Source organism: Micromonospora aurantiaca ATCC 27029 (assembly GCF_000145235.1).
Taxonomy (GTDB): domain Bacteria; phylum Actinomycetota; class Actinomycetes; order Mycobacteriales; family Micromonosporaceae; genus Micromonospora; species Micromonospora aurantiaca.
In genome coordinates this window covers 5,776,263-5,801,702 of sequence record NC_014391.1, presented here as the reverse complement: position 1 = coordinate 5,801,702, position 25,440 = coordinate 5,776,263, and the positions used below count along the sequence as shown (strand labels likewise).

Here is a 25,440-nt window from a genome sequence, read left to right as displayed (position 1 = left end):
GGGATGCAGCCCCTTCGGCGAAATGGAGTCGATCAAGGGTGAGGAGGTGGCGGGTCGGCCCGACGGAGGGCATCCCCGCTCGCCTCGCGCGTCCGCGCTCCCGGCGTCGTGCTTGATCGACACCAGCTCGGGGAGGTCGCGGGTCGGAGTGGGTGGAATGCAGCCACTTCGGCGAGCTGGTGTCGATCAAGGCGGGCACGGGCGACCCCCGAGCGCGGAAGTGTCATCGGCTGGGGCGGATGCCGGGAGTGTCGGGGCGTGCGGCAGACTCAGACACCCCCGCCGGACACCTCTTCAGGAGTGAGTAACGCCGATGTCGCTGCTCGCCAGATTCAGCCTCGCCAACCGGGGGCTGATCGCCCTCGTCGCGTTGGTGACCACGGCCTTCGGCCTGTTCGCCGTGCCGTCGCTGAAGCAGCAGCTCCTGCCGTCGCTGGAGTTCCCCGCCGCGTTCATCGTGGCGACGTACCCGGGCGCCGCGCCGGAGATCGTGGAATCCCAGGTCGCCGAGCCGATCGAGAACAGCCTCCAGGGCATCCCGGGCCTCGACAAGGTCACCTCGACCTCGCGCGAGGGCGCGGCCACGGTCCAGGTGCAGTACGAGTTCGGCACCGACCTGGACGACGTGGTCAACAAGATGGAGACCGCGCTCAACCGGATCGACTCCCAGCTCCCCGAGGGCGTCGACCCGCAGGTGATCGCCGGTAGCACCGACGACCTGCCCGCAGTGGTGGTCGCCGCGACCGGTGACGGCGACGAGCGGGCGCTGGCGGAGAAGCTGCGCAGCGCCGTCGTACCAGAGCTGGAGGCGCTGGACGGCGTCCGCTCGGTGGACGTCACCGGCGCCCGCAACCAGGTCGTGACGATCACGCCGGACCCGGCGAAGCTGGCCGCCGCCAAGGTGGCGCCGACCGCCATCGCGTCGGCACTCAAGAGCAACGGCGTGGCCGTGCCGGCCGGTGCGCTCGCCGACGGCGACCGGTCGCTGCCGGTGCAGGTGGGCACGCCGATCCGGACCGTCGACGACCTGCGCGGCATCGTGCTGACCACGGCTCCCGCCGCCCCGGTACGCCTCGGCGACGTGGCCGCCGTGGAGCAGCAGCTCGCCCCCGCCACCTCGCTGACCCGGACCAACGGCAAGCCCAGCCTCGGCATCGCGGTGACCGCCGCGCCGGACGGCAACGCGGTCGACATCTCGCACGACATCCGGGACCGGCTGGACGAGCTGGGTGACGCCGCGGGCGCCGAGCTGACTGTGGTCTTCGACCAGGCGCCGTTCGTCGAGCGGTCGATCGAGAGCCTGACCACCGAGGGCCTGCTCGGCCTGGTCATGGCGGTCGTGGTGATCCTGGTGTTCCTGCTGTCGGTGCGTTCCACGGTGGTCACCGCGGTGTCCATCCCGCTGTCGGTGCTGGTCGCGCTGATCGTGCTCTGGTCCGGCGACTACTCGCTGAACCTGCTCACCCTCGGCGCGTTGACCATCGCGGTCGGGCGGGTGGTGGACGACTCCATCGTGGTGCTGGAGAACATCAAACGCCATCTGGAGTACGGCGAACCGAAGCGGGACGCGATCCTCACCGCGGTCCGCGAGGTGGCCGGCGCGGTGACCGCGTCCACGCTCACCACTGTCGCCGTGTTCGCGCCGATCGCCCTGGTGGGCGGCTTCGTCGGGCAGCTGTTCGCCCCGTTCGCGATCACCGTGACGGTGGCGCTGCTCGCCTCGCTGCTGGTGTCGCTGACCGTCATCCCGGTGCTGGCGTACTGGTTCCTGCGGCCGCGCGGCGGTGCGGACGACGCCGCCGCCCGGCGCGCCGCCGAGGAGAAGGAGCTGCGCAACCCGTTGCAGCGGGCGTACCTGCCGGTGATCGACTTCGCCACCCGCTCGCGGAAGACCCGCTGGGCCACTGTGGGCCTGGGCCTGCTGGTGCTCCTGGGCACGTTCGGCCTGGCGCAGAAGCTGGAGACGAACTTCCTGGACGACTCCGGCCAGGACACGCTCGCCATCCGGCAGGAGATGCCGGCCGGCACCTCGCTCGCCGGCACCGACCGGGCCGCCGCCCGGGTCGAGGAGGTGCTGCGGCGTACCCCGGGGGTGGAGACCTACCAGGTCAGCGCCGGTGGTGGGGACAATCCCTTCGCCGGCGGCGGCAGTGACCAGGCCACCTGGTCGCTGTCGCTGTCCGACGACACCGACGCCGCGACGGTACGGCAGGGCCTGCGCAAGGAGTTCGACGCGCTCGGCCCGGAGGTCGGCGAGTTGACGTTCGGCGGCGGGCAGAACGCCTCCGCCAACCAGGTCGAGGTGGTCGTGCAGGCCGCCGACCAGGAGACGCTGACCCGGGCGGCCGAGGCGGTACGGGGCGCGATGGCCGGCACGCCGGGCGTGGAGGACGTCACCAGCAGCCTGGCCACCCAGGTGCCGCGCGTCGAGGTGACTGTGGACCGGGTGGCCGCGGCCCGCGCGGGTCTCACCGAGGCGGCCGTCGGGCAGCTCGTCGCGCAGACGTACCGGGGAGCGCCGCTCGGGCAGGTGACGCTCGACGGTACGGCGCAGAGCGTGGTGCTGAGCAGCGGTGCCCGGCCGCCGCTGACCGTCGACGAGCTGCGGGCGCTGCGGGTCGGCGCGGTGCCGCTGGACGCGATCGCGGACGTCGAGCAGGTCGACGGCCCGCAGCAGGTGACCCGGATCGACGGGGAGCGCAGCGTTTCGGTCACCGGTACGGCGACCGGCTCGAACCTCGGCGCCACGACGCAGGAGCTGCAGAAGCGGCTGGACGCGCTGGACGTGCCGGGCGCCACGTACGTGATCGGCGGCGTCAGCGCCGACCAGGCCGACGCGTTCGCGGACCTCGGCCTCGCGGTGCTGGCCGCCATCGCGATCGTCTTCCTGATCATGGTGGCGACGTTCCGCAGCCTGACCCAGGCGCTGATCCTGCTGATCTCGGTGCCGTTCGCCGCGACCGGCGCGATCGGGCTGCTGCTGGTCACCGGTACGCCGCTGGGTGTGCCGGCGCTGATCGGCGTGCTCATGCTCGTCGGCATCGTGGTGACGAACGCGATCGTGCTGCTCGACCTGATCAACCAGTACCGGGCCCAGGGCATGGACGTGACCGAGGCCGTGGTGGAGGGCGGCCGGCGCCGCCTGCGGCCCATCCTGATGACCGCCGTCGCCACCATCTTCGCGTTGCTGCCGATGGCGCTCGGCCTGACCGGCGAGGGCGGCTTCATCTCCAAGCCGCTGGCGATCGTGGTGATCGGCGGCCTGCTCAGCTCGACGCTGCTGACGCTGGTGCTGGTGCCGACGCTCTACACGATGGTCGAGCACACCAAGGGCTCGTTCCGGAACCGGCGGCGGGGCGGCGCTCCCGAGCCGGTCGAGCCGCAGCCGGAGCCGGACCCGGTGCCGGTGGCGGTCGGCGGCGGGGAGCGCGCCGAGGAACGGGGCGTGGTGGCGCCGCCGCCGACCCGCCCGTCGGGCGCGCTGGTCGACGGCACCGACCAGTTCGAGGTGCTCCGCCTGCCCAAGAGCCGCCAGTCGCCGCTCCCGCCGACCGAGTGACGGACCGGGAGGGGCCCCGCGCGGGCCCCTCCCGGCACCTCGGCGTGCGGGACACACCCGAACCGCGCCGGGCGGTACGCTCAGTGAGCTGCTGCCTACTTTCGGTTCGGGGGTGCGATGGCGGGGGGAGCGGGCCGGTGGGATCGGCGCACCGTGCTGCGCCGCTCCGCGCTGCTGCTCGGCGGGGCCGTGGTCGGCTCGTTCGCGACCGCCGAGAGCACCTGGGTGGCCGATCGGAGGCTCCCGATCGCGGGCGGCCCGGCGAGCGCCACGCTCGGCAACCGCCATCAGGACGTCGGCACCGGCGGGGTGCAGGTCGTCTGGGGGGTACGCACCGAAGAGCCCCTGGTGGCGCTCACCTTCGACGACGGTCCCCGCCCACAGTGGACCCCGATGGTGCTCGACACGCTCGCCGAGCACCGCGTCCCGGCCACCTTCTTCCTGGTCGGTGAGCGGGCCCGCGAGCACGCCGCGCTGGTCCGCGGCCGGATGGACGCCCACGAGGTCGGCAACCACAGCTGGGCGCACCGCGACCTGGCCCGGATGGACGCCGCGACGGTCTACGACGACCTGCGCCGCAGCCACGACGCGATCACGGCGGCCACCGGCTCGGCGCCCCGGCTGCTCCGCCCGCCCTGGGGGCACCTCGGCGGGTCGGTGCTGTACGCGTCGGCCCGGCTGGGCTACCGCCTGGTGCTCTGGACGCTCCAGATGGTCGAGAGCGAGTTCCCGCACGACCCGGCCGGGCACGCCCGGCGCATCGTCGCCGACGTGCGCCCCGGCACGATAGTGCTCGGCCACGACGTCGGCAACGACGGCCGGCTCGTCGCGCTCCGCGGCCTGCCCGACATGATCGGCGGTCTGCGGGCCCGGGGATACACCTTCGTCACGGTCTCCGACCTGCTGCGCCGCGCTGCCGCGCCCGGGGCGGCCCGGTAGGGTGCCCGCGTGTCACCCACCCTCTCGGTCCTCGTCCGCAACCGCGACTTCCGCCATCTGTTCCTCGCCGAGCTGGTGGTCTTCGGCGCGGACTGGTTCGTCATGGTGCCGTTGCTGGTGCTGCTGCCCGACCTGACCGGCAGCGGTGTCTGGGGCGCGCTGGTGCTGGCGGTGGACACCGGCACGACCGCGTTGCTGCTCCCGTACGCCGGAACGATCGCCGACCGGTTCGACCGCCGCAAGGTGATGATGGTGGCGAACGTGGGCGCGCTGGCCGGTGTGCTGCTGCTGCTCGGCGTGCGCAGCGCCGGCACGGCCTGGCTGGCGCTGGCGGCGATCGCGCTGGTGGCGGTGGCGAAGGCGTTCTACTCGCCCGCTGCCCAGGCCGCGCTGCCGAACGTGGTCGACCCGGAGGACCTGGCCGCGGGCAACGCGGTCGCCGGCTCGGCGTGGGGCACGATGACTGTGGTCGGGGCCTCGCTCGGCGGCATCCTGAGCGCCGTCGCGGGCCCGTACGCCAGCTTCTGGGTGGCGGCAGTCGGCCTGGTCGCCGCCGCGGGCCTGGCCGCGCTGATCCGCCGGCCGTTGCAGGCGCCGCGCGACCCGGCGGCGACGGTGCCGCGCACCTGGGCGGCGATCCGCGAGGCGCTGCGCTACATCGCCCACCGCCCGCGCGTGCTGGCGCTGGTCACGGTCAAGTCGGCGGTCGGCCTGGGCAACGGCGTGCTCACCGTCTTCCCGCTGCTCGCCGGGGTGTACGGGGTGGGCGCGGTCGGCGCCGGGCTGCTCTTCGCCGCCCGCGGCGCCGGAGCCCTGGTCGGCCCGATCATGATGCGCCGGGTGCTGAGCAACAGGGCCTGGCTGCTCACCGGCCTGGCACTGTCCATGTCGTTGTACGGCCTGGCCTACCTGGGCGCCTCGGTGGTGACCTGGTTCCCGCTGGTGCTGGTCCTGGTGTTCCTGGCCCACCTGGGCGGCGGCAGCAACTGGGTGCTGTCCAACTACGCGTTGCAGGGCGAGGTGCCGGACCGGCTGCGCGGCCGGGTCTTCGCCACCGACATGATGCTGGCGACGCTCGCCATCGCGGTGAGCCAGCTCGTGGTGGCGCTCGTGGTGGACCGGGTGGACGAGCGCACCGTGCTGGCCGGCTGCGGCCTGGTCACCGTCGTGTACGCGATCGGCTGGCGGTTCGCCACCCGGCGGCTCTCGCTCACCGACCCGGTCGACGCGCCGGCCCCCGAGCGCGCCGCCTGACACGCCGGTCCCACGCTCCGGGCGGTCCGGCCGGGCTGTCGGGGTGACGTCCTAGCATGAGCCGGTGCCGACCACATTCACCCCCGGCCCGGTGCGGGTCCGGGTGCCCGCGACCAGCGCCAACCTGGGCCCCGGCTTCGACGCGCTCGGGTTGGCCCTCGGCCGCCACGACGACGTCACGGCCGAGGTGACAGACGGCGGCGTACGGGTGTCGGTCACCGGGGAGGGCGCCGGCGAGCTGCCGTCGGACGAGCGGCACCTGATCGTCACCGCCATGCGGGCCACCTTCGACGCGTTCGGCGCGCAGCCGGCCGGCCTGGCGCTGGAGTGCGTCAACCGCATCCCGCAGGCCCGAGGGCTCGGCTCGTCGTCGGCGGCGATCGTGGCCGGGGTGCTGGCGGCCCGCGCGCTGGTGGCCGACGGCGACCGGCGGATGGACGACGACGCCGCGCTGCGACTGGCGGCCGAGCTGGAGGGGCACCCGGACAACGTCGCTCCCTGTCTGCTCGGCGGCTTCACGATCGCCTGGACCGAACCGGGCGGCGCGCGGGCGGTCTCGCTGCCGGTGGCGCCGGCCGTGCACCCGACCGTGTTCGTGCCCGCCGAGCGCGGCCTGACCTCGGTGGCCCGGGCGGCGCTGCCCGCCACCGTGCCGCACGCCGACGCGGCGTCGAACGCGGGCCGGGCGGCCCTGCTGGTGCACGCGCTGACCGCTGATCCCGCGCTGCTGCTGCCGGCCACCGTCGACCGGCTGCACCAGGAGCAGCGGGCGCCGGGGATGCCCGCCACGGCGGCGCTCGTCGGTGAGCTGCGTGCGGCGGGTGTGGCGGCTGTGGTCAGTGGGGCGGGGCCGACGGTGCTGGCGCTCTCCGAGGTCCCGGCGGGATTCCAGGCGGGAACAGATTGGCGCCGGTGGGAGTTGCCGATAGATGTCAGCGGTGCCCGGGTCATCCGGGGTAGACTTTGACACGCCGAGCGGGGCCCTGTTGCCGCAGGTCGGACGAGGCGATTACGCTCTAGACCTAGCACAGCCGCGAAGCATGCGATCTTCCTGCGGTTCGGCGCACCCCCGAAGCTCTCGGCGGTAGCCCGTCACCCCTGCTCAAGGCCCACGCCGCACCGCAGTTTCCACAGGTCGCCGCAGACGGCGAGACCTGCTCACCGATGGTGGTGAGTTGGGAAACCACCGGCTGCTGTGTCACAGACTCCCGCGACGCGTCCATGCGAGGCGGGTGCACCGAGGCCGCCCGGCCACCTGGTTCCACGACTCCGGGCAGCCCCGGCCTATCGAGGGAAGGAATCCATTGAGCGACACCACCGACGTGACGTCGGATGTTTCCAACGTCGCTGGCGATGCCACCACCGCCGCCCCCACGCGCCGCCGGCGGAGCGGCACCGGTCTGTCGGCGATGCTGCTGCCGGAGCTGCAGAGCCTGGCCGCGTCGCTCGGCATCTCTGGTACCGCTCGCATGCGCAAGGGCGAGCTGATCAGTGCTATCACCGAGCGGCAGCAGGGCGGCGCGGCCGGAACCCCTCGACCGCGAGCCGAGGTGGCGGCTGCGTCCGCTCCCGCCCGTGAGGAGGTGCACGCGGAGGTCCGTGAGGAGCGGGCCGAGGCACGCCCCGCCGAGCAGGCGCCGGCCGCCGAGGTGACCGAGGGTCGTACCCGTGGTCGCCGCAGCCGGGCCGCCGCCGCGACCACCGAGGCGCGACCGGCCGAGGCGCCGGCGACCGAGGCGCGTCCGGCCGAGACGACGCGCGCCGAGGAGGCGCCCGCCGAGACCGGTGAGCGCGCCGAGCGTGGCGGTGACCGGGCCGAGCGCGGTGAGCGCAACGAGGGCCGGGGCCGTGAGCGCGGCGGTGACCGGGCCGAGCGTGGCGCCGAGCGTGGCGGCGAGCGGGCCGACCGTGGCGAGCGCGGCGGTGATCGGGCCGAGCGCGGTGAGCGCAACGACCGTGGTGAGCGCAACGACCGTGGTGACCGTGCCGAGCGTGGCGACCGGGCCGAGCGTGGCGACCGCAACGAGCGGGGCGAGCGCGCCGAGCGCAACGACCGGAACGAGCGGAACGACCGGGGCGGCGACCGTAACGACCGCAACGACCGTGGTGACCGCAACGACCGTGGTCAGCGCGCCGAGCGGGACAACGACGGCGACGACGACGGCGAGGGCGGCGGCCGGCGGGGCCGGCGCAGCCGGTTCCGGGACCGTCGCCGCGGCCGCGGCGAGCGGGGCGAGGGCGAGAGCGGTGGCGGTCGCGAGCCGCAGGTCGGCGAGGACGACGTGCTCGTCCCGGTCGCCGGCATCATCGACGTGCTCGACAACTACGCCTTCGTCCGGACCACCGGCTACCTGGCCGGCCCGAACGACGTGTACGTCTCGATGTCCCAGATCAAGAAGTACGGCCTGCGCCGCGGTGACGCGATCACCGGCGCCGTGCGGGCCGCACGGGACGGCGAGCAGCGGCGCGACAAGTACAACCCGCTGGTCCGGCTGGACACCATCAACGGGATGGAGCCGGACGAGGCGAAGCGCCGGCCGGAGTTCTACAAGCTCACGCCGCTCTACCCGCAGGAGCGCCTGCGGCTGGAGACCGAGCCGCACATCCTCACCACCCGGGTGATCGACCTGGTCATGCCGATCGGCAAGGGCCAGCGGGCGCTCATCGTGTCGCCGCCGAAGGCCGGTAAGACGATGGTGCTGCAGGCGATCGCGAACGCGATCACCCGCAACAACCCGGAGTGCCACCTGATGGTGGTGCTGGTCGACGAGCGGCCGGAAGAGGTCACCGACATGCAGCGGTCGGTGAAGGGCGAGGTCATCGCGGCCACGTTCGACCGTCCGCCGCAGGACCACACCACGGTGGCGGAGCTGGCGATCGAGCGGGCGAAGCGCCTGGTCGAGCTGGGCCACGACGTGGTCGTGCTGCTCGACTCGGTGACCCGGCTCGGGCGGTCGTACAACCTGGCGGCGCCGGCCAGCGGCCGGATCATGTCGGGTGGTATCGACTCCACCGCGCTCTACCCGCCCAAGCGCTTCCTCGGCGCGGCGCGCAACATCGAGAACGGCGGTTCGCTGACCATTCTCGCCACCGCGCTGGTGGAGACCGGGTCCATGGCGGACACGGTCATCTTCGAGGAGTTCAAGGGCACGGGTAACGCCGAGCTGAAGCTGGACCGGAAGATCGCCGACAAGCGGGTCTTCCCGGCGATCGACATCAACCCCTCCGGCACCCGCAAGGAGGAGGTCCTGCTCGCGCCGGAGGAGCTGGCGATCATCCACAAGCTCCGCAAGGTGCTGCACTCGCTGGACTCGCAGGCGGCGCTCGACCTCCTGCTGGACCGGCTCAAGCAGTCCCGCACCAACATCGAGTTCCTGATGCAGATCGCGAAGTCCACTCCGGGCGAGTGAGCTGACGGATCCGACGAACGAGGGGCACGGCCGCATCGGCCGTGCCCCTCGTCGCGTACCGGGCCGCAGGCCGTGAAGTTTTTCTACGGTTAAGCCGCTAGGTATTGAAACTTCTGTTCATCGTCGGGTTGACTGTCGTCCATGCGAACCCGCAGTCGACCCGCCCGCCTCGCCGGCGTCCTGCTGCTGACGCCGTTGCTGACCCTCACCGCGCCGGCACCGTCCGCCGCCACTGCCGCGCCGTCGGCCGTCGCGCCGCCGGGCACCGCCGCCGAGGACGCGCCACGCGCCTCGTCCCGCCCCGACTCCGCCGTCGCGCTGGCCGGTGTGGAACCGGCCGGCGGCCTGGAGACCGCCAAGACCACCCGGCCGGTCGCGCCCGGCCTCGACCTGACCTCCTTCGACAGGTACGACGCGGCCGGCTGGCTGCGCGCCGACGCCCTCACCGCCGACCTGGCCGGCGGGCTGACAGTCGACTACGTGAACTCCGGCGAGGTCACCAAGGACGAGCCGCTGCGCACCGCAGTGGACCGGTCCCGTGCCGTCGCGGCGGTGAACGGCGACTTCTTCGACATCAACAACTCCGGTGCCGCCCAGGGCGTCGGCGTCCGCTCCGGCGAGCTGGTGCAGTCGCCAGTCGCCGGGCACCCCAACGCCGTCGGGATCAGCGCCCAGGGCATCGGCCGGGTCGTCCAGGTCGGCTTCGAGGGCACCGCGACGCTGCCCGCCGGGCCGGTGCCGCTCACCCAGTTCAACAACATGGTGCAGCGCGACGGCGTCGGAGTGTTCACGCCGCTCTGGGGCTCGTACACCCGCAAGCGGGCGGTGGAGGGCGCGGCCCGGACGGTCGAGGTGACGCTGACCGGCGGCCGGGTGGCGAGCGTCGCCACCACGGCGGGCGAGGGACCGATCCCGGCCGGCAGCACCGTGCTGCTCGGCCGCGAGGCCGGCGCCGACGCGCTCGCCGCGCTGCGTCCCGGCGACGCGGTGGACCTGACCTGGCGGCCGCGGGCCTCCGACGGCGGTGACCTGCGCGCCGCCGTGGGCGGCGGCAACGTGCTGGTCCGCGACGGCGTGGTGCAGAGCATCGCCGACGCGTCGCTGGCCCCGCGGACCGCTGTCGGCTTCTCCGCCGACGGCCGCAAGATGATCATGCTGACCGTGGACGGCCGGCAGGTGGACAGCCGGGGCGTCACCCAGACCGAGATGGGCCGCATGATGGCCGAGCTGGGCGCCGCGAACGCGCTCAACCTCGACGGCGGCGGCTCCTCCACGCTGCTCGCCCGGGAGCCGGGCGCGGCGACGGTCCAGGTGGAGAACAGTCCGTCCGACGGCAGCGAGCGGCCGGTGCCCAACGGGCTCGCCGTCTACGCCCCGAAGGGCAGCGGCCGGCTCGCCGGCTACTGGCTGGAGACCGCCAGCGACCCGACCGCCGCACCCGGTGTCGCGCCGGTGCGCGGCGGCCGGCCGGACCGGGTCTTCCCCGGCCTCACCCGCCGGCTCACCGCCGCCGGATACGACGAGACGTACGGCCCGGCCGCCGGCGAGCCGCGCTGGCACGCCACCCACGGCCGGGTCGACGGCGACGGCGTGTTCCGGGCCGCCGTCCCCGGCCGCAGCACCGTCACCGCCGCCCGCGGCCGCGCCCGGGGCACGATCGAGCTGACGGTGCTCGGCCCGCTCGCGCGCATCGACGGCACCGTCGACCGGGTCGGCCTGGACCGGGCCGGCGACAGCGGCCTGTTCGGCGTCGTCGGCTACGACGCCGAGGGCAACACCGCGCCGATCGAGCCGGCCGACCTGAGGCTGGAGTACGACAGCGACCTGCTCTCCGTCACCCCCACCGCCGACGGCAACCTGTCCGTCACGGCGCTCGCCGAGACCGGCTCGGCGCTGGTCACCGCGCAGGTCGGCAACCGCACCACGGTCCTGCCGGTGACCGTCGGGCTGACCGACGTGCCGGTGGCCGGGTTCGACGACGCGGCGTCCTGGAAGTTCAGCCAGGCCCGCGCCTCCGGGTCGGTCGCACCGGCCGACGGGCACACCGGGGGCGGGCTGCGGATGTCGTACGACTTCAGCCAGTCCACCGGCACCCGGGCCGCGTACGCCGACCCGCCCGCCTGGATCGACGTACCCGGCCAACCGCAGGCGTTCGGCATGTGGATCAAGGCGAACGGCACCGGCGAGTGGCCCAGCCTGCACCTGCACGACGCGCAGGACACCCAGTTCGTGCTGCGCGGCCCGTACCTGGACTGGACCGGCTGGAAGTACGTCGAGTTCGCCGTACCGCCGGGCGTGCAGTACCCGGTGCGGGTGCGCCGGTTCTACGTGGCCGAGACCGACCCGGCCGAGCAGTACCGCAGCGAGGTCGTGATCGACGACCTGGTGGCGCGGGTGCCGCCGGACGTGCAGGCGCCGCCGGAGCCGAACCGCACCGACCGGGTGGTGGTGCGTGACGGCACTGTGGACGGCGCGCCCTGGCGCTTCGCGGTGCTCTCCGACGCCCAGTTCGTCGCCGCGAACCCGGACAGCGACCTGGTCGCCCAGGCCCGGCGTACGCTGCGCGAGGTCCGCGCCGCCCGGCCGGACTTCCTGATCATCAACGGTGACTTCGTGGACACCGCCTACCCGGCGGACTTCGCCCTGGCCAAGCGCATCCTGGACGAGGAACTGGGCGGCGAGGTGCCGTACCACTACGTGCCCGGCAACCACGAGATCATGGGCGCGCCGATCGACAACTTCCGGAGCGTCTTCGGGGACACCTCGCGCGTCTTCGACCACCGGGGCACCCGTTTCCTCACGCTGAGCACCGCCACCGGCTCGTTGCGCGGCGGCGGGTTCGACCAGGTGGAGCTGCTGCGCCGGACGCTCGATCAGGCCGCCGCCGACCGCTCGGTCGGTTCGGTAGCGGTGTTCTTCCACCACCCGCCGCGCGACCCGAGCCCGGCCAAGGCCAGCCAGCTCGGCGACCGCAAGGAGGCGGCACTGGTCGAGCAGTGGCTGGCCGACTTCCAGCACCGCACCGGCAAGGGCGCGCTGATGGTCAACGGCCACGTCGGCACGTTCCACGCCGACCGGGTGGACGGCGTGCCGTACGTGATCAACGGCAACTCGGGCAAGGACCCGTCCACCCCGGCGGCGCTCGGCGGGTTCACCGGGTGGACCGAGTTCGGGGTGGACCCGGTGACGCCGGGGGAGGCCGAGCGGGCCCGCCGTGACCCGCTGGCCGAGGGACCGCGGTGGGTGAGCGCGGAGATGCACGCGCACGTCGACCGGCTCGCGCTGACCGCACCCGCGCAGGTGTCCCGGCGTACGCCGGCCGACGTCACGGCCACGCTCACCCAGCCCAGCGGGCGTGTGGTGCCGGTCGCCGCGCCGGTCAGCGCCGACTGGTCCGGTTCGCCGAACCTGCACATCGGCGGCGCCGCGGGCGTGCGCCCCTGGCACGCCGCCCGATTCGACCCGCTGACCGGCAAACTGACCGCCCTGCACCCCGGCGCCCAGGTCCAGCTGACTGTGACGGTGAACGGAGTGAAGGCCGAGGCCCAGGTGACCACCACCCCGTAACCCCCGGGGCCCCGCCCCCGCCCCGGCCTTCGCCCACCTGGCTCTCGCCCCGGTGATCATGAAGTTGACCTGGACAAAAGCGACAGGAAATGCCGCTATCTTCATGATCGCCGGGGCCGGGCCGGCCCGGGTCGGCCCGGCGCCCCGGGTCGGTGGGGGAGTGGGTGGGGTGGGGGTGGGAATGCTGACGGGTGGGCCGGCGTTGGGGGTGGCGGACCTCCTGTGCCGGGTGAAAGATGCCCGTGGCAGACTGGTCAATCGGCCACCGGTTCCGGTTCACGCCCGAGCCCGTCGTGACGACGGGGCGCACCGACGGCGACCCGGCGACCACCGACGAAAGGACCGAGGCGACATGAAGCCCAACATCCACCCGGAGTACGTGACCACCGAGGTCCGCTGCTCCTGCGGCAACACGTTCACGACCCGCAGCACCGCCAAGGGCGGCGCCATCAGCGTCGAGACCTGCAGCGCCTGCCACCCGTTCTACACCGGTAAGCAGCGCGTGCTGGACACCGCCGGCCGGGTCGCGAAGTTCCAGCAGAAGTACGCCAAGGTTCAGGCCAAGAAGGCCAAGTAGCTCCGTCGACGACGCCCGTGTCCGGCTCCTGCCGGGCACGGGCGTTCGTCCGTTTGCGCCGGTTTCATCTCCCCCAAGGAGCATCCGCAGCATGAGCAGTGAGCGCCTGGCCGCCCTCCTCGACGAGTACGCCGAGCTGGAGCGGCGGCTGGCCGACCCGGCCATCCACGCCGACCAGGGCACCGCCCGGCGGGTCGGCCGTCGGTACGCCGAACTGGTCCCGCTGCACAAGGCGGCCGGTGAGCTGGAGCAGGCCCGCGCCGACCTGGCCGCCGCCCGGGAACTGGCCGCCGAGGACGCGACGTTCGCCGTCGAGGCGGACACCATCGCCGCCTCCCTGCCGGCCCTTGAGGAACGGCTCGCGGAACTGCTCATCCCGCGCGACCCGCACGACGCCAAGGACGTGATCGTCGAGATCAAGGCCGGCGAGGGCGGCGAGGAGTCCGCGCTGTTCGCCGGTGACCTGCTGCGGATGTACACCCGGTACGCCGAGCGGCACGGCTGGGTCACCGAGGTGATCGACGCGCAGGACTCCGACCTCGGCGGCGTCAAGGACGTCTCCCTGGCGATCAAGAGCAAGGGCGTCCCGGAGGGCGGCAACGGCGTCTGGTCCCGGCTCAAGTGGGAGGGCGGCGTGCACCGGGTGCAGCGCGTCCCGGTCACCGAGTCGCAGGGGCGGATCCACACCAGCGCCGCCGGCGTGCTGGTGCTGCCCGAGGCGGAGGACGTGGACGTCACCATCGACCCGAACGAGCTGCGCATCGACGTGTTCCGCTCGTCCGGCCCCGGTGGGCAGTCGGTGAACACCACCGACTCGGCGGTACGGATCACCCACGTGCCGACCGGCATCGTGGTCTCCTGCCAGAACGAGAAGTCGCAGTTGCAGAACCGGGAGCAGGCCATGCGCATCCTGCGCGCCCGGCTGCTGGCCGCCGCCCAGGAGCAGGCGGACGCGGCGGCGTCGGACGCCCGCAAGGCGCAGGTCCGGACCGTGGACCGGTCCGAGCGGATCCGCACCTACAACTTCCCGCAGAACCGGATCACCGACCACCGCATCGGCTACACCGCGTACAACCTGGACCTGGCGCTGGCCGGCGAACTGGACGGGGTGCTCGACGCGCTGGCCGAGGCGGACCGCGCGGCCCGGCTGGCCGGCGAGACCGAGCTGTCCCGCCGCTGACCGCCGGGGGTGTTAAGCGGGGGCCCCTCCTCTACCGGAGGCGTTAACAAGGGCCCCCTCCTTACCGCTCAGCTCGCCCGCAACCGCGCCTTGGCGCGCAGCATCTCCCGGTCGGCCAGCTCGAACGCGGCGCCCAGCGCCTCCCGGACGCTCACAGTGGTGCTGCCGTCGACCTCGGCGAAGCCGATCGTCACCCCGACCGGCGTGCCCGGGACCAGGGACTCCCAGTCCTCGGTGCGGACGGCCGCCTCGATCCGGCGGGCCACCTCGACCGCCTCCGGCATGCCGGTGTCGGGCAGCACCACGACGAACTCGTCGCCGCCGTAGCGCGCCACGAAGTCGCCCCGCCGCATCACCCGGTTGATCACCCCGGCGACCCGTTGCAGCACCAGGTCCCCGGAGTGGTGGCCGTGCCGGGTGTTCACCGCCTTGAACCCGTCGAGGTCGCAGACGCCGATCACCACCCGCTCGCCCCGGGACACCACGGCGCCCAGGTAGCGCTCCAGCCGGCGCCGGTTGGGCAGGCCGGTGAGCGGGTCGGTGAGCGCCTCGCCCTCGTACCGGGCCGCCTCGCGGCGCATCTCCTCGTGGTCGATCCGGGCGGCGATGCCGTCGATGTAGACGTCCCGCAGCCGGTCGCTGCGCCGCGCCGCCAGCCGGAACGCGTGCCGGTCGGCCCGGTGCGCGCCCGCATGGTCACCGGCCCGGGCCAGCGCCACGCTGCGCAGCCGGGGTGCCTCGGCCGCGCCGAGCGTCTCGTCGGATACCCGCAGCGAGTCCAGGCGGGTGACCGCCTCGATCGGGCGGCCGGCGGCCACCGCGAGGCAGACCTGACCGAGCTGGCGCAGGTCGCGGGCGCGGGCACTGTCACCGCCGTGGCCGAGCAGCCGGTTCGGGTCGGCGTCCCCGGCGGACTCCACCCGGTCGCCGAGCGCGGCCCGCCGGGCGGCGGCGTAGCCGTACGCGGCCAGGCTGCTCGGGCGCAGGTTGCCGGCACCCCCGCCGCGCAGGAACCGGGCGAGGTCACCGGCGACGTCGCGCAGCACCCGCAGGCAGCCGTCGCTGTCGCCGTTGTGGTCGAGCGCGACCGCGTTGCGCAGCCGGATCCCGGGGGCGGCGAACGTCTCCTCGGGGATTCCGACGCTGAGCCCGACCTCCCGGGCCCGCTCGATCGCGCCGAGCGCGTGGCCGTGGAAGCTCAGGTACGAGTACGCCATCGCCAGGTCGTGCCAGCCCCAGGCGGTGTCCCGGTCGGGCGTGTCGTCGGCGCTGAGCGCGCGGGCGGCCCGGACCAGGTGCATCACGCATCGGTCCAGCGCGCCCTGGTGGTGTGCGGCGAGCGCGGCCAGCGCGTTGAGGTGCCCGTGCAGGTAGGGCTCGGTCAGGTCGCGTACGGCGGCGGAGGCGTCCTCGACGGCCCGGGTGAACTCGGCGGTCCGGCCGAGATTGATCAGCGCGGACAGGCGTTGCACGAGCGCGTCGGCGCGGGCGTACGGGTCGTCGGTGGTGCGGATGACGCGGTCGAGCAGGGCACACGCCTCCGCGGACCGGCTGGCCTCCTGGAGTGACCGAGCGCGTCGGAGAGCGTCAACCTGGTCCTCGACCTGGTCGAGCCAGCCCACTCGCGACCTCCCTGCGGTGTGCGCCCGGACGCACCCGCTCGTGAGGTGGGCCGCGACGCCTCATGATTATTGCGTGACCGCACTCCCGCAACACCCGTCCGAAGGGACAGAACGCGAACGCCCCTCGCTGGTGATCATCCGGGTGGCGCGCGCGCTCGCCGCGGCGGGCGTCGAGGCGCCCCGCGCCGAGGCCGAGCAGCTCGCCGCGTACGTCCTGGACGTGCCGCGTGGCCGGCTGGCGCTCGCCGACGGCTTCACCCCGGCACAGCGCGACCGGTTGGACGCGCTCGTCGGCCGGCGGGTGACCCGCGAGCCGTTGCAACACCTGCTCGGCTCGGCCGGTTTCCGGCACCTGGAGCTGGCCGTCGGGCCGGGCGTCTTCGTGCCCCGGCCGGAGACCGAGCTGCTGGCCGAGTGGGGGATCGAGCGTGCCCGGGAGCACGCCGCGCCGCTCGTGGTCGACCTGTGCAGCGGTTCCGGCGCGATCGCCCTCGCTGTCGCGCAGGAGGTGCCCGCGGCCCGGGTGGTGGCGGTGGAGCGGTCCCCGGCCGCGCTGGCCTGGCTGCGGCGCAACGCGGCCGGGCGCGCCGCCGCCGGGGACCGGCCGGTCGAGGTGGTGGCCGCCGACGTGACCGATCCGGACCTGCTGGCCGACCTGGCCGGACGGGTCGACGTGCTGCTGTGCAACCCGCCGTACGTGCCGAGGTCGGTGGCGGTGCCGCCGGAGGTGGCCGGGCACGACCCGGACGAGGCGGTGTTCGGCGGCGCGGACGGGCTGGACGTGATCCGTCCGGTGGTCGGCCGGGCCGCCGCGTTGCTGCGCCCGGGCGGGGCGATCGGCATCGAGCACGACGACACGCACGCGGCGGCGGTGCCCGCGCTGCTGCGCGGCGACGGCCGCTACGACCGGGTGGAGGAGCACCGGGACCTGGCCGGGCGGCCCCGCTGGGCGAGCGCGTCCCGGCGGGCGGACGGCACCCACGCCGACCCCGCCCGGGCGTGGCAGACTGACTCCTCGTGATGCTCTACGACTGTCGGTCGCCCGCCGACCGGGACCGCGGCATCGCCGCTGCCATCGAGGCGGTCAAGAACGGGGAACTCGTCGTCCTGCCGACCGACACGGTCTACGGCATCGGGGCGGACGCCTTCACCCCGTACGCGGTGAAGGCCCTGGCGGACACGAAGGGTGGCGCCCGGCAGGCGCCCCCGGTGCTCATCGGTTCCCGGCACACGCTCGACGGCCTGGTCTTCTCGCTGCCCGGCGCGGCCCGCGACCTGGTCGAGGCGTTCTGGCCCGGCGCGTTGACCATCGTGGTGGAGCACTCGCCGAGCCTGGCCTGGGACCTGGGCGACTCCAGCGGCACGGTGGCGGTGCGGATGCCGCTGCACCCGGTCGCGCTGGAGGTGCTGCGGGAGACCGGGCCGATGGCCGTCGCGTCGGCCAACAAGATCGGCCAGCCCGCCGCGCTCACCGCCGAGGAGGCGCGTGACCAGCTCGGCTACGGCGTCCGGGCGTACCTGGAGGCCGGGCCGGCGGTGGACCCGGTGCCGAGCACCATCGTCGACCTGACCGGCGACGTGCCGCGGGTGCTGCGCGAGGGCGCGGTGACGCTGGCGAAGCTGCGCGAGGTCGTGCCGGACATCCTCGACGAGCGGGGGGTCTGAGTGCCGCCCTTCACCGTCCTGCACGTCTGCATGGGCAACATCTGCCGGTCGCCGATGGCCGAGCGGCTGCTGCTGCTCGCGGTCCGGGAGCGGCTGGCCCGCCTCGACGTCGATCCGGCCGGGTCGGACGCGCTCGTGCACAGCCACAGCGCCGGCACCGGCGGCTGGCACGCGGGGGAGGAGATGAACCCGCCCGCTGCCCGGCAGGTGATCTCGCGCGGCGGTGACACCGACGGGTTCGCCGCCCGGCGGCTGCGCTCCGACCTGATCGACGCCGCCGACCTGGTGCTCACCGCCACCGCCGACCAGCAGGAGTACGTGGTGGCGCTGCGACCGGACGCCGTCGCCCGCACGTTCGTGCTCGGGGAGTTCGGCCGCCTGCTCGGCGCGCTGGACCGGTCCGCCCTGCCGCCGGCCGAGCCGACGCCGGACGCCGTGTACGCGCGCGGCGTCGCCCTCGTCGCGGCCGTCGACGCGGCCCGGCAGAACGCCTCCGCGCTGCCCACCGACGACCTGGACGACCCGTGGGGGCGGGGCGACCAGTGCTTCAGCCGGGTCGCCGACGAGATCGAGGAGACGGTGCAGCCGCTGGCTGCCGTGCTGCTCCCCTGATCGCGGTTCATCCTTCCTCGCGAACTTCCTGCGCATTTCGCGGAAGACGGCGGCGAAAGCGGCCATTCCGGTCATTCTGAACGGGTCCGTACGGCCGGCTCCTGCGGGGAGAGCTGATGAACCGGGCCTATCTCGACAAGCTGTTCACCGTTGTGCTCGCCGGCGTGCTCGCCGGACTGGCCCTGGCCGCAGCCGCGCTGCCGGCCGCGCTGGTCTTCGGGCTGGGCGTGAAGAACCTGATGCCGTACACGGTGCTGCCGGAGGCGCTCAAGACGCCGCAGCCGGCGCAGCGGTCCAACCTGTACGCCAACGACGGGCGGACGCTCATCACCTCGTTCTACGTCGAGGACCGGGTGGACGTGCCGGTCGGCGAGGTGGCGCCGGTGATGCGCGACGCCATCGTGGCCGCCGAGGACGTGCGCTTCTACGAGCACCACGGCGTCGACGTGCGCGGCGTGGCGCGGGCGTTCACGGCCAACCGTCGCGAGGGCACCCGCCAGGGCGCCTCCACGCTGACCATGCAGTACGTGCGCAACGCGCTCGCCGGTGACCCCCGGCTGACCGAGGAGCAGCGCGCCGCCGCCACCGAGATCACCGTCGGGCGCAAGATCCGCGAGATGCGGTACGCGCTGACGCTGGAACGGCAGATCGGCAAGGACGAGATCCTCGGGCGCTACCTGAACATCGCGTACTTCGGCGCCGGGGCGTACGGCATCGCCGCCGCCAGCAAGCGCTACTTCTCCACCACCCCGGAGCGGCTCACGCTGGCCCAGGCCGCGCTGCTCGCCGGGCTGGTCCGGTCCCCGGCCGACGACCCGATCAACGGCGACGCCGACGCGGCCCGGCAGCGGCGGGCGTACGTGCTGGACCGGATGGTGGAGACCGGCCGGGTCAGCGCGGCCGACGCCGAGACGGCGAAGGCAACGGAGCTGGCCCTCAAGCCCAACACCACACCGAACGACTGCGCCGCGGTGCCCGCCGACCACAACGACTGGGGCTTCTTCTGCGACTGGTTCACCCAGTGGTGGAACGCCCAGCCGGCGTTCGGCGAGAACGTCGACGAGCGGCAGCGGACGCTGCGCCGCGGCGGCTGGAAGATCGTGTCCTCGCTCGACCCGGACGTGCAGGCCAAGGCGAGCGAGCAGGTGCGGGAGATCTACCCGGAGACGATCGCGCGGGCGGCGCCGACCGCCGTGGTGCAGCCGGGCACCGGCCGGGTGCTGGCCATGGCGGTGAACCGCACCTACGGCACGACCGCCAACCCGGACGGGCAGCAGAACTACCCGAACACGGTCAACCAGCTGGTGGCCGGTGGTGGCGGCATCACCGGCTATCAGGCGGGCTCCACGTTCAAGCTGTTCGCCCTGCTGGCCGCGCTGGAGTCCGGGCTGCCGCTGGACACCGAGTTCGACGCGCCGCGCGTCTACGTGACGCAGTACCCGGTCGGCGCCGGCCCGGCGAGCTGCGGCGGCCGGTGGTGCCCGGCGAACGCCAACACCTACTGGATGGACGGCGACCGGGACATGTGGGACGCGTTCGGCCGGTCGGTGAACACGTACTTCGCGTGGCTGACCGAGCGCGTCGGCGCGGACCGGGTGGTCGAGATGGCCCAGCGGCTGGGCATCGTCTTCCGTGCCCCGGCGGACGCCCGGATGGCCCGCGAGGGCGCCAAGAGCTGGGGACCGTTCACGCTCGGGGTCTCCGCCACCACGCCGCTGGACCTGGCCGGCGCGTACGCCGCGGTGGCCGCCGAGGGCACCTGGTGCCGGCCCACGCCGGTCACCTCGATCACCGATCCGGGCGGCCGGACGGTGCCGGCCGGGAACACCGACTGCCGGCAGGTGCTCGACACCGAGGTGGCCCGCGCGGCGGCCGACGCCAGTCGCTGCCCGGTCGGCGACCAGTCGATGTACCGGCGCTGCGACGGCGGCACCGCCGAGGAACTGGCCCCTGGTCTGCGCCGGCCGGTGGCGGGCAAGACCGGCAGCTCGGAGCGGAACGCCACCGAGACGGTCGTCGCGTTCACCCCGCAGCTGTCGGTGGCGACGATCGCCGCGAACCCGGACGACCCCCGGGACGCGGTCGGCGGCGGCGTGCAGAAGCGGCAGATCGCCGCCGTGGGCCGCATCCTCGCGTGGTCGCTGCGCGACGAGCCGGTACGCGACTTCGTCCCGCCCGGCCAGGCGGTGGCCTTCCAGCACACCAGCCCGCGCACCGGCAACTGAGAGACTTCCGTCAGCTCGTCGACCTGCCGTACCGCGCGACAGTGGTCCGGACGGCTTCGTCCACCACCGCTGTCGTGCGGTCGGGGGTGACCGTCCAGTCCGGCAGGACCAGGCGCGGCCAGAACAGGTAATTGGAGATCATCCCGAGGAACTGCGTAGCGGCCATCTCCGGGTCGTCGACGTCCGCGGCTCCCGCCTCGTGCTCGGCCACGAGGTAGGTCCGGACGGACTCGAAGTACGGCAGTTTGCCCTGGGAGAAGTGCGCTCGGGCCAGTTCGGGAAAGCGTGGCAGTTCGGCGATCACGATGCGGAACAGATCGGTCATCTCCGGCCGGCTCAACAGCGTCGCGTAGTGCCGCCCGAGAACCGTGAGACCGGCCGTCAGGTCACCGGCGGGCGGCACGTCGGCGACGTCGTTGCGGGCCCAGGAGTCGATGACGATGGCATCGAACAGTGCCGCCTTCGTCGGGAACTGCTTGAACAGCGTCGCCTTCGACACGCCGGCGCTCTCGGCGATACGCGCCAGTGACGCCCGGTCGTAGCCCGACTCCAGGAAGAGCTCGGTGGCGGCCTGCAGGATCAGCGCGCGCTTCTCCTCCGCCACGCGCTGGTGATAGGCCGACGGCGCTGGGGTCATGCGCCCATCATAGCGAGGTGAGTGGGTTGACTCACCATCTGCGGGGGCGTAGCTTCGGATGGTGAGTCGCTCGACTCACCACCCGTCCCGGGTGGTCGTCCCGTACGTACCGGAGGATCCGATGTCCCGTTTCGCCGATCAGACAGTTCTCGTCACCGGAGGCAGCGGCGGGCAGGGGGCCAGCCACGTCCGCGCCCTGCACGCCGAAGGCGCCAACGTCGTCATCGGTGGCATCGACGCCGACCGTGGCGCCGGCCTCGCCGCCGAGCTGGGACACCGGGCCCTCTCCGTCCGCCTGGACGTCACCCGGGAGGAGTCGTGGGCCGCCGCCGTCGCGGAGACCGAGGAGGCGTTCGGTGCGCTCACGATCCTCGTCAACAACGCCGGGGTGCAGAACCCGCCGGCCGTCATCGAGTCCACCGACCTGGCCACGTGGGCCCGCATCCTCGACGTCAACCTCACCGGCACGTTCCTCGGCATCAGGGCAGCCGCCCCGGCGCTGCGGCGCGCGGGGGGAGGAACGATCGTCAACATCGGCTCCACCACGGGCCTCGGCGGTACCGCCCTCTACGCGCCCTACGTCGCCGGCAAGTGGGCGGTTCGAGGGCTCACCCGGACCGCCGCCCTCGAACTGGGCCGCGACAACATCCGCGTCAACGCGATCCACCCCGGCGTGGTCGCCACCCCGTTCATCACCGAGCCGGCGGCCGGCAGCGACGCCCCGATCGCCGACTTCTACTCGCCCGAGCCGTTCGCCGTCCCGCGACTCGGGCAGCCCACCGACATCACCGCGCTACTGTTGTTCCTCACGTCGCCGGACGCGGCCTTCATCACCGGCGCCGAGTACGTCATCGACGGAGGGCTGCTCCTCGGCCCCGCACTGAAGAACGGCTCTCCGTCCTAACCGGCGGGGTGTTCGGCGCCCCGGGCGATGTTGCGGGCCATGCCGCCGAAGACGACGGCGTGGAAGGGGGCCACCGAGGCCCAGTAGAGGTGGCCGGGCAGGCCGCGCGGGAGGAACACGGCCCGCTGGACGTACCTGCTGCGGCCGTCCCCGTCCGGCTCGGCGCGCATCTCCAGCCAGGCCCGCCCGGGCAGCCGCATCTCGGCGCGCAGCCGCAGCAGCTCACCCGGGACGATCTCCTCGACCCGCCAGAAGTCCAGCGCCTCGCCGACCTGGAGCCGGTGCGGGTCGCGCCGGCCCCGGCGCAGCCCGACGCCGCCGATCAGGCGGTCCATCCAGCCGCGCACCGACCAGGCGAGCGGGAACGAGTACCAGCCGTTCTCGCCGCCGACGCCCTCGATGACCCGCCACAACGCCGCCGGTGGCGCGTCCACCGTCCGCTCCCGCAGATCGGTGTACGCGGTGCCGCCGGACCAGTGCGGATCCGACGGCAGCGGCTCGGCGGGCGCGTCCGGCCCGCTCGCGTTCGACCAGCGCGTCTCCACCTCCGCGTCCCGCACCTTGGTCAGCGCCAGCGCGACCGCCTGGTCGAAGCCGATCAGCCCGTCCGGCGGGTCCGGCACGTACCGGGCGATGTCGTGCTCGTGCGCCACCGCCTCGTGCACCAGGCTCTCCACGAGCGGCCGGGCGATCGCGTTCGGCACCGGCGTGATCAGGCCGACCCAGTGCGAGGAGAGCGACGGGGTGAGCGGACGTACCGGCAGGATGACCCGGCGCCGCAGCCCGGCCACCCGGGCGTACCGCTGCATCATCTCGGAGAACGTCAGCACGTCCGGGCCGCCGATGTCGAAGGCCCGGTTGACGTCGGCCGGCAGGTGCGCGCAGCCGGCCAGGTAGCGCAGCACGTCCCGGACCGCGATCGGCTGGATCCGGTTGCGCACCCAGCGCGGGGTGACCATCGCCGGGAGCCGCTCGGTCAGGTGGCGCAGCATCTCGAACGAGGCCGAACCGGATCCGATGATCACGGCGGCGCGCAGCACCGCAGTGGGCACGCCGCTGTCCAGCAGGATCCGCGCGACCTCTGTCCGGGAGCGCAGGTGCGCCGAGGGCAGGCCGTCGCGCTCCGCCGGCTCCGGCCCGCCGAGATACACGATCCGGCGTACGCCCGCGGCGCGCGCCGCCTCGGCGAAGTTCGTCGCGGCCTCCCGGTCGGCCGCCTCGAACCCGCGCTGGCCCAGCGAGTGGACCAGGTAGTACGCCACCTCCACGCCTGCGAACACGGCCGGCAGCGTCTCCGGCCGGCGGAGGTCGCCCTCGACGACCTCCGCCTCGGCCGCCCACGGCACGTCCCGCAGCCGTCCGGCGGTGCGGGCCAGGCAGCGTACGGTGTGCCCCTCGGCCAGCAGCCGGGGCGCGAGGCGTCCGCCGATGTAGCCGGTCGCACCGGTGACGAGGCATCTCACGGCATCCAGTGTGCGGCTCCGTAGACTCCTTCGCTGTGGAGAACGCGAGGGACACCTTCTGGGGGCCGGACTTTCAGCAGCTCAGTACCGTCGACCCGGAGATCGCCGAGGTGGTGCTGGGTGAGCTGGACCGGCTGCGCGGCGGCCTGCAACTGATCGCCAGCGAGAACCTCACCTCGCCCGCGGTGCTGGCCGCGCTGGGCTCCACGCTCACCAACAAGTACGCCGAGGGCTACCCGGGGCGGCGCTACTACGGCGGCTGCGCCGAGGTGGACCGGGCCGAGGAACTGGCGATCTCCCGGGCGAAGGAGCTGTTCGGCGCCGAGCACGCGAACGTCCAGCCGCACTCCGGGGCGAGCGCCAACCTGGCCGCGTACGCCGCCCTGGTGCAGCCGGGTGACACGGTGCTGGCGATGGACCTGCCGCACGGCGGGCACCTGACCCACGGCAGCCGGGTGAACTTCTCCGGCAAGTGGTTCCACCCGGTCGGCTACACCGTCCGGCGGGACACCGGGACGATCGACTACGACGAGGTACGCGACCTGGCCCGCGCGCACCGGCCGAAGATGATCATCTGCGGCGCGACGGCGTACCCGCGGCTGATCGACTTCGCCCGCTTCCGGGAGATCGCCGACGAGGTCGACGCGTACCTGATGGTGGACGCCGCGCACTTCATCGGCCTGGTGGCCGGCGGCGCGATCCCGTCGCCCGTGCCGTACGCCGACGTGGTCACCGCGACCACCCACAAGGTGCTGCGCGGCCCGCGCGGCGGCATGATCCTCTGCCGGGAGCCGCTGGCGGCCCGGATCGACAAGGCGGTCTTCCCGTTCACCCAGGGCGGCCCGCTGATGCACGCCGTCGCCGCCAAGGCGGTCGCGCTGCGCGAGGCCGCGCAGCCCGAGTTCCGCACGTACGCCGCCCAGGTGGTCACCAACGCCCGCGCGCTCGCCGACGGGCTGGCCGCGGAGGGACTGCCGGCGGTCTCCGGCGGCACCGACACCCACCTGGCCCTGCTCGACCTGCGCGAGACCGGTGTGACCGGCGCCCAGGCCGAGGCCCGCTGCGACGCCGCCGGCATCACGCTGAACAAGAACGCCGTCCCGTACGACCCGCAGCCGCCGGCGGTGGCCTCCGGCATCCGGGTGGGCTCGCCGAGCGTCACCACCCAGGGCATGCGGGAAGGGGAGATGCGCCGGATCGCCACGTTGATCGGTCGGGCGGTGCGGACCGATCCGGAGTCCCCCGGGGGCGGCGACGAGCTGACCCGGATCGCCGCCGACGTGACCGAGCTGGTCACCGAGTTCCCGGCGTACCCCCGTGGCTGAGCCCGGGACGCGCGCGGCGGAGGCGACGGCGGACCGCGGCTGGCGACTGCGCCATCTGCCGGTGCTGCTGGCCGCGGTGGCGGTGCTGGCCGCTGTCGCCGCGGTGGTCGGCGGGGTGTGGCGCGGCGCGGACGGCGCGCTCGGCGCGGCGGCCGGGGTGGCCGTCACGGCTGCGAGCTACACGCTCACCACAGTGGTGCTTGCCTGGGCGGACTCGAAGGATCCGCAGCTCGTGCTGCCGTTCGGGCTGGGCCTCTACGTCGCCAAGATCACCGCGCTCGGCGGGGTGATGGTGCTGGTGGCCTCGACCGGCTGGCCGGGACTGATCCCGTTCTGTTTCGGCATCGCCGCGGGCGTGGTGGTCTGGACCGGCGTGCACGTCTGGTGGCTCACGACCGTCCATGCCCGACGGATGCTGCGCTGAGCCGTCCCACCCTTCGGGCGACGCGTGGTTCTGTCCGCGATCGGTCATTCTCTCAGTGGCGGGGGAGGAGTACCGTT

The 25,440-nt window shown here is 73.7% G+C and carries 18 protein-coding genes; 15 read left to right on the top strand and 3 right to left on the bottom strand.

Annotated features, from left to right (window positions below):
• Positions 1–313: 313 nt before the first annotated feature.
• The 8 genes from MICAU_RS25725 (at position 314) to prfA (ending at position 14,486) form a co-directional block, all read left to right on the top strand.
• Positions 314–3,559, top strand: a complete 3,246-nt coding sequence (locus MICAU_RS25725) for an efflux RND transporter permease subunit (protein ID WP_013288278.1) — start codon at positions 314–316, stop codon at positions 3,557–3,559.
• A gap of 117 nt (positions 3,560–3,676) precedes the next feature.
• Positions 3,677–4,498, top strand: coding sequence for a polysaccharide deacetylase family protein (locus MICAU_RS25720; protein ID WP_013288277.1), 822 nt, complete (start codon positions 3,677–3,679; stop codon positions 4,496–4,498).
• Between the two features lie 9 nt (positions 4,499–4,507).
• A complete protein-coding gene (locus MICAU_RS25715) occupies positions 4,508–5,752 on the top strand; it encodes an MFS transporter (RefSeq protein ID WP_013288276.1) in 1,245 nt (414 codons plus the stop codon).
• 64 nt (positions 5,753–5,816) lie between these two features.
• Positions 5,817–6,719: a homoserine kinase gene (gene thrB, locus MICAU_RS25710; protein ID WP_013288275.1), complete on the top strand. Its 903-nt coding sequence runs from the start codon at positions 5,817–5,819 to the stop codon at positions 6,717–6,719.
• Positions 6,720–7,056: 337 nt separating this feature from the next.
• Positions 7,057–9,162, top strand: a complete 2,106-nt coding sequence (gene rho, locus MICAU_RS25705) for a transcription termination factor Rho (RefSeq protein WP_013288274.1) — start codon at positions 7,057–7,059, stop codon at positions 9,160–9,162.
• A gap of 141 nt (positions 9,163–9,303) precedes the next feature.
• The gene (locus tag MICAU_RS25700; protein WP_013288273.1) at positions 9,304–12,729 is read left to right on the top strand and encodes a phosphodiester glycosidase family protein; all 3,426 of its coding nucleotides are present in this window, start codon (positions 9,304–9,306) and stop codon (positions 12,727–12,729) included.
• A 352-nt stretch (positions 12,730–13,081) separates the two neighbouring features.
• Positions 13,082–13,306, top strand: coding sequence for a 50S ribosomal protein L31 (gene rpmE / locus MICAU_RS25695; protein ID WP_013288272.1), 225 nt, complete (start codon positions 13,082–13,084; stop codon positions 13,304–13,306).
• A gap of 91 nt (positions 13,307–13,397) precedes the next feature.
• Complete coding sequence (gene prfA / locus MICAU_RS25690; RefSeq protein WP_013288271.1) at positions 13,398–14,486, top strand: peptide chain release factor 1; 1,089 nt, start codon at positions 13,398–13,400, stop codon at positions 14,484–14,486.
• A gap of 68 nt (positions 14,487–14,554) precedes the next feature.
• Here prfA and MICAU_RS25685 read toward each other — a convergent pair whose 3' ends face one another.
• On the bottom strand, positions 14,555–16,108 hold the full coding sequence (locus MICAU_RS25685; RefSeq protein WP_013288270.1) for a GGDEF domain-containing protein: 1,554 nt from the start codon (positions 16,106–16,108) through the stop codon (positions 14,555–14,557).
• Between the two features lie 130 nt (positions 16,109–16,238).
• On the opposite strand from MICAU_RS25685, the gene prmC reads away from it, so the two are divergent.
• From prmC to MICAU_RS25665, 4 genes are all read left to right on the top strand, one after another.
• Complete coding sequence (prmC, locus tag MICAU_RS25680; RefSeq protein WP_013288269.1) at positions 16,239–17,129, top strand: peptide chain release factor N(5)-glutamine methyltransferase; 891 nt, start codon at positions 16,239–16,241, stop codon at positions 17,127–17,129.
• Positions 17,129–17,773 carry an L-threonylcarbamoyladenylate synthase gene (locus tag MICAU_RS25675; RefSeq protein WP_013288268.1) on the top strand — a complete coding sequence of 215 codons (645 nt, stop codon included), beginning with the start codon at positions 17,129–17,131 and terminating at the stop codon, positions 17,771–17,773. The genes prmC and MICAU_RS25675 overlap by 1 nt, the downstream gene beginning before the upstream one ends.
• A complete protein-coding gene (locus tag MICAU_RS25670; protein WP_013288267.1) occupies positions 17,774–18,385 on the top strand; it encodes an arsenate reductase/protein-tyrosine-phosphatase family protein in 612 nt (203 codons plus the stop codon).
• Positions 18,386–18,501: 116 nt separating this feature from the next.
• Complete coding sequence (locus MICAU_RS25665; RefSeq protein WP_013288266.1) at positions 18,502–20,610, top strand: transglycosylase domain-containing protein; 2,109 nt, start codon at positions 18,502–18,504, stop codon at positions 20,608–20,610.
• Positions 20,611–20,620: 10 nt separating this feature from the next.
• Here the strand turns inward: MICAU_RS25665 and MICAU_RS25660 are convergent, their stop codons facing one another.
• The gene (locus MICAU_RS25660) at positions 20,621–21,247 is read right to left on the bottom strand and encodes a TetR/AcrR family transcriptional regulator (protein WP_013288265.1); all 627 of its coding nucleotides are present in this window, start codon (positions 21,245–21,247) and stop codon (positions 20,621–20,623) included.
• A 61-nt stretch (positions 21,248–21,308) separates the two neighbouring features.
• On the opposite strand from MICAU_RS25660, the gene MICAU_RS25655 reads away from it, so the two are divergent.
• On the top strand, positions 21,309–22,151 hold the full coding sequence (locus MICAU_RS25655) for an SDR family NAD(P)-dependent oxidoreductase (RefSeq protein WP_244879674.1): 843 nt from the start codon (positions 21,309–21,311) through the stop codon (positions 22,149–22,151).
• Here MICAU_RS25655 and MICAU_RS25650 read toward each other — a convergent pair.
• Positions 22,148–23,614 carry an SDR family oxidoreductase gene (locus MICAU_RS25650; RefSeq protein ID WP_013288263.1) on the bottom strand — a complete coding sequence of 489 codons (1,467 nt, stop codon included), beginning with the start codon at positions 23,612–23,614 and terminating at the stop codon, positions 22,148–22,150. The genes MICAU_RS25655 and MICAU_RS25650 overlap by 4 nt on opposite strands.
• A gap of 35 nt (positions 23,615–23,649) precedes the next feature.
• On the opposite strand from MICAU_RS25650, the gene glyA reads away from it, so the two are divergent.
• Positions 23,650–24,939: a serine hydroxymethyltransferase gene (gene glyA, locus MICAU_RS25645; protein WP_030271779.1), complete on the top strand. Its 1,290-nt coding sequence runs from the start codon at positions 23,650–23,652 to the stop codon at positions 24,937–24,939.
• Positions 24,932–25,363 (top strand): Cg1360 family ATP-synthase-associated protein, encoded by a 432-nt coding sequence (locus MICAU_RS25640; RefSeq protein WP_013288261.1) that lies wholly within the window; start codon positions 24,932–24,934, stop codon positions 25,361–25,363. Before glyA ends, MICAU_RS25640 begins: the two co-directional genes overlap by 8 nt.
• The last annotated feature ends 77 nt before the right edge of the window (positions 25,364–25,440 follow it).

Coding starts and splice junctions, on each gene's coding strand:
- MICAU_RS25725 (WP_013288278.1), top strand. CDS start 314: ATGTCGCTGCTCGCCAGATTCAGCCTCGCCAACCGGGGGCTGATCGCC.
- MICAU_RS25720 (WP_013288277.1), top strand. CDS start 3,677: ATGGCGGGGGGAGCGGGCCGGTGGGATCGGCGCACCGTGCTGCGCCGC.
- MICAU_RS25700 (WP_013288273.1), top strand. CDS start 9,304: ATGCGAACCCGCAGTCGACCCGCCCGCCTCGCCGGCGTCCTGCTGCTG.
- rpmE (WP_013288272.1), top strand. CDS start 13,082: ATGAAGCCCAACATCCACCCGGAGTACGTGACCACCGAGGTCCGCTGC.
- prfA (WP_013288271.1), top strand. CDS start 13,398: ATGAGCAGTGAGCGCCTGGCCGCCCTCCTCGACGAGTACGCCGAGCTG.
- MICAU_RS25675 (WP_013288268.1), top strand. CDS start 17,129: ATGCTCTACGACTGTCGGTCGCCCGCCGACCGGGACCGCGGCATCGCC.
- MICAU_RS25665 (WP_013288266.1), top strand. CDS start 18,502: ATGAACCGGGCCTATCTCGACAAGCTGTTCACCGTTGTGCTCGCCGGC.
- MICAU_RS25660 (WP_013288265.1), bottom strand. CDS start 21,247: ATGACCCCAGCGCCGTCGGCCTATCACCAGCGCGTGGCGGAGGAGAAG.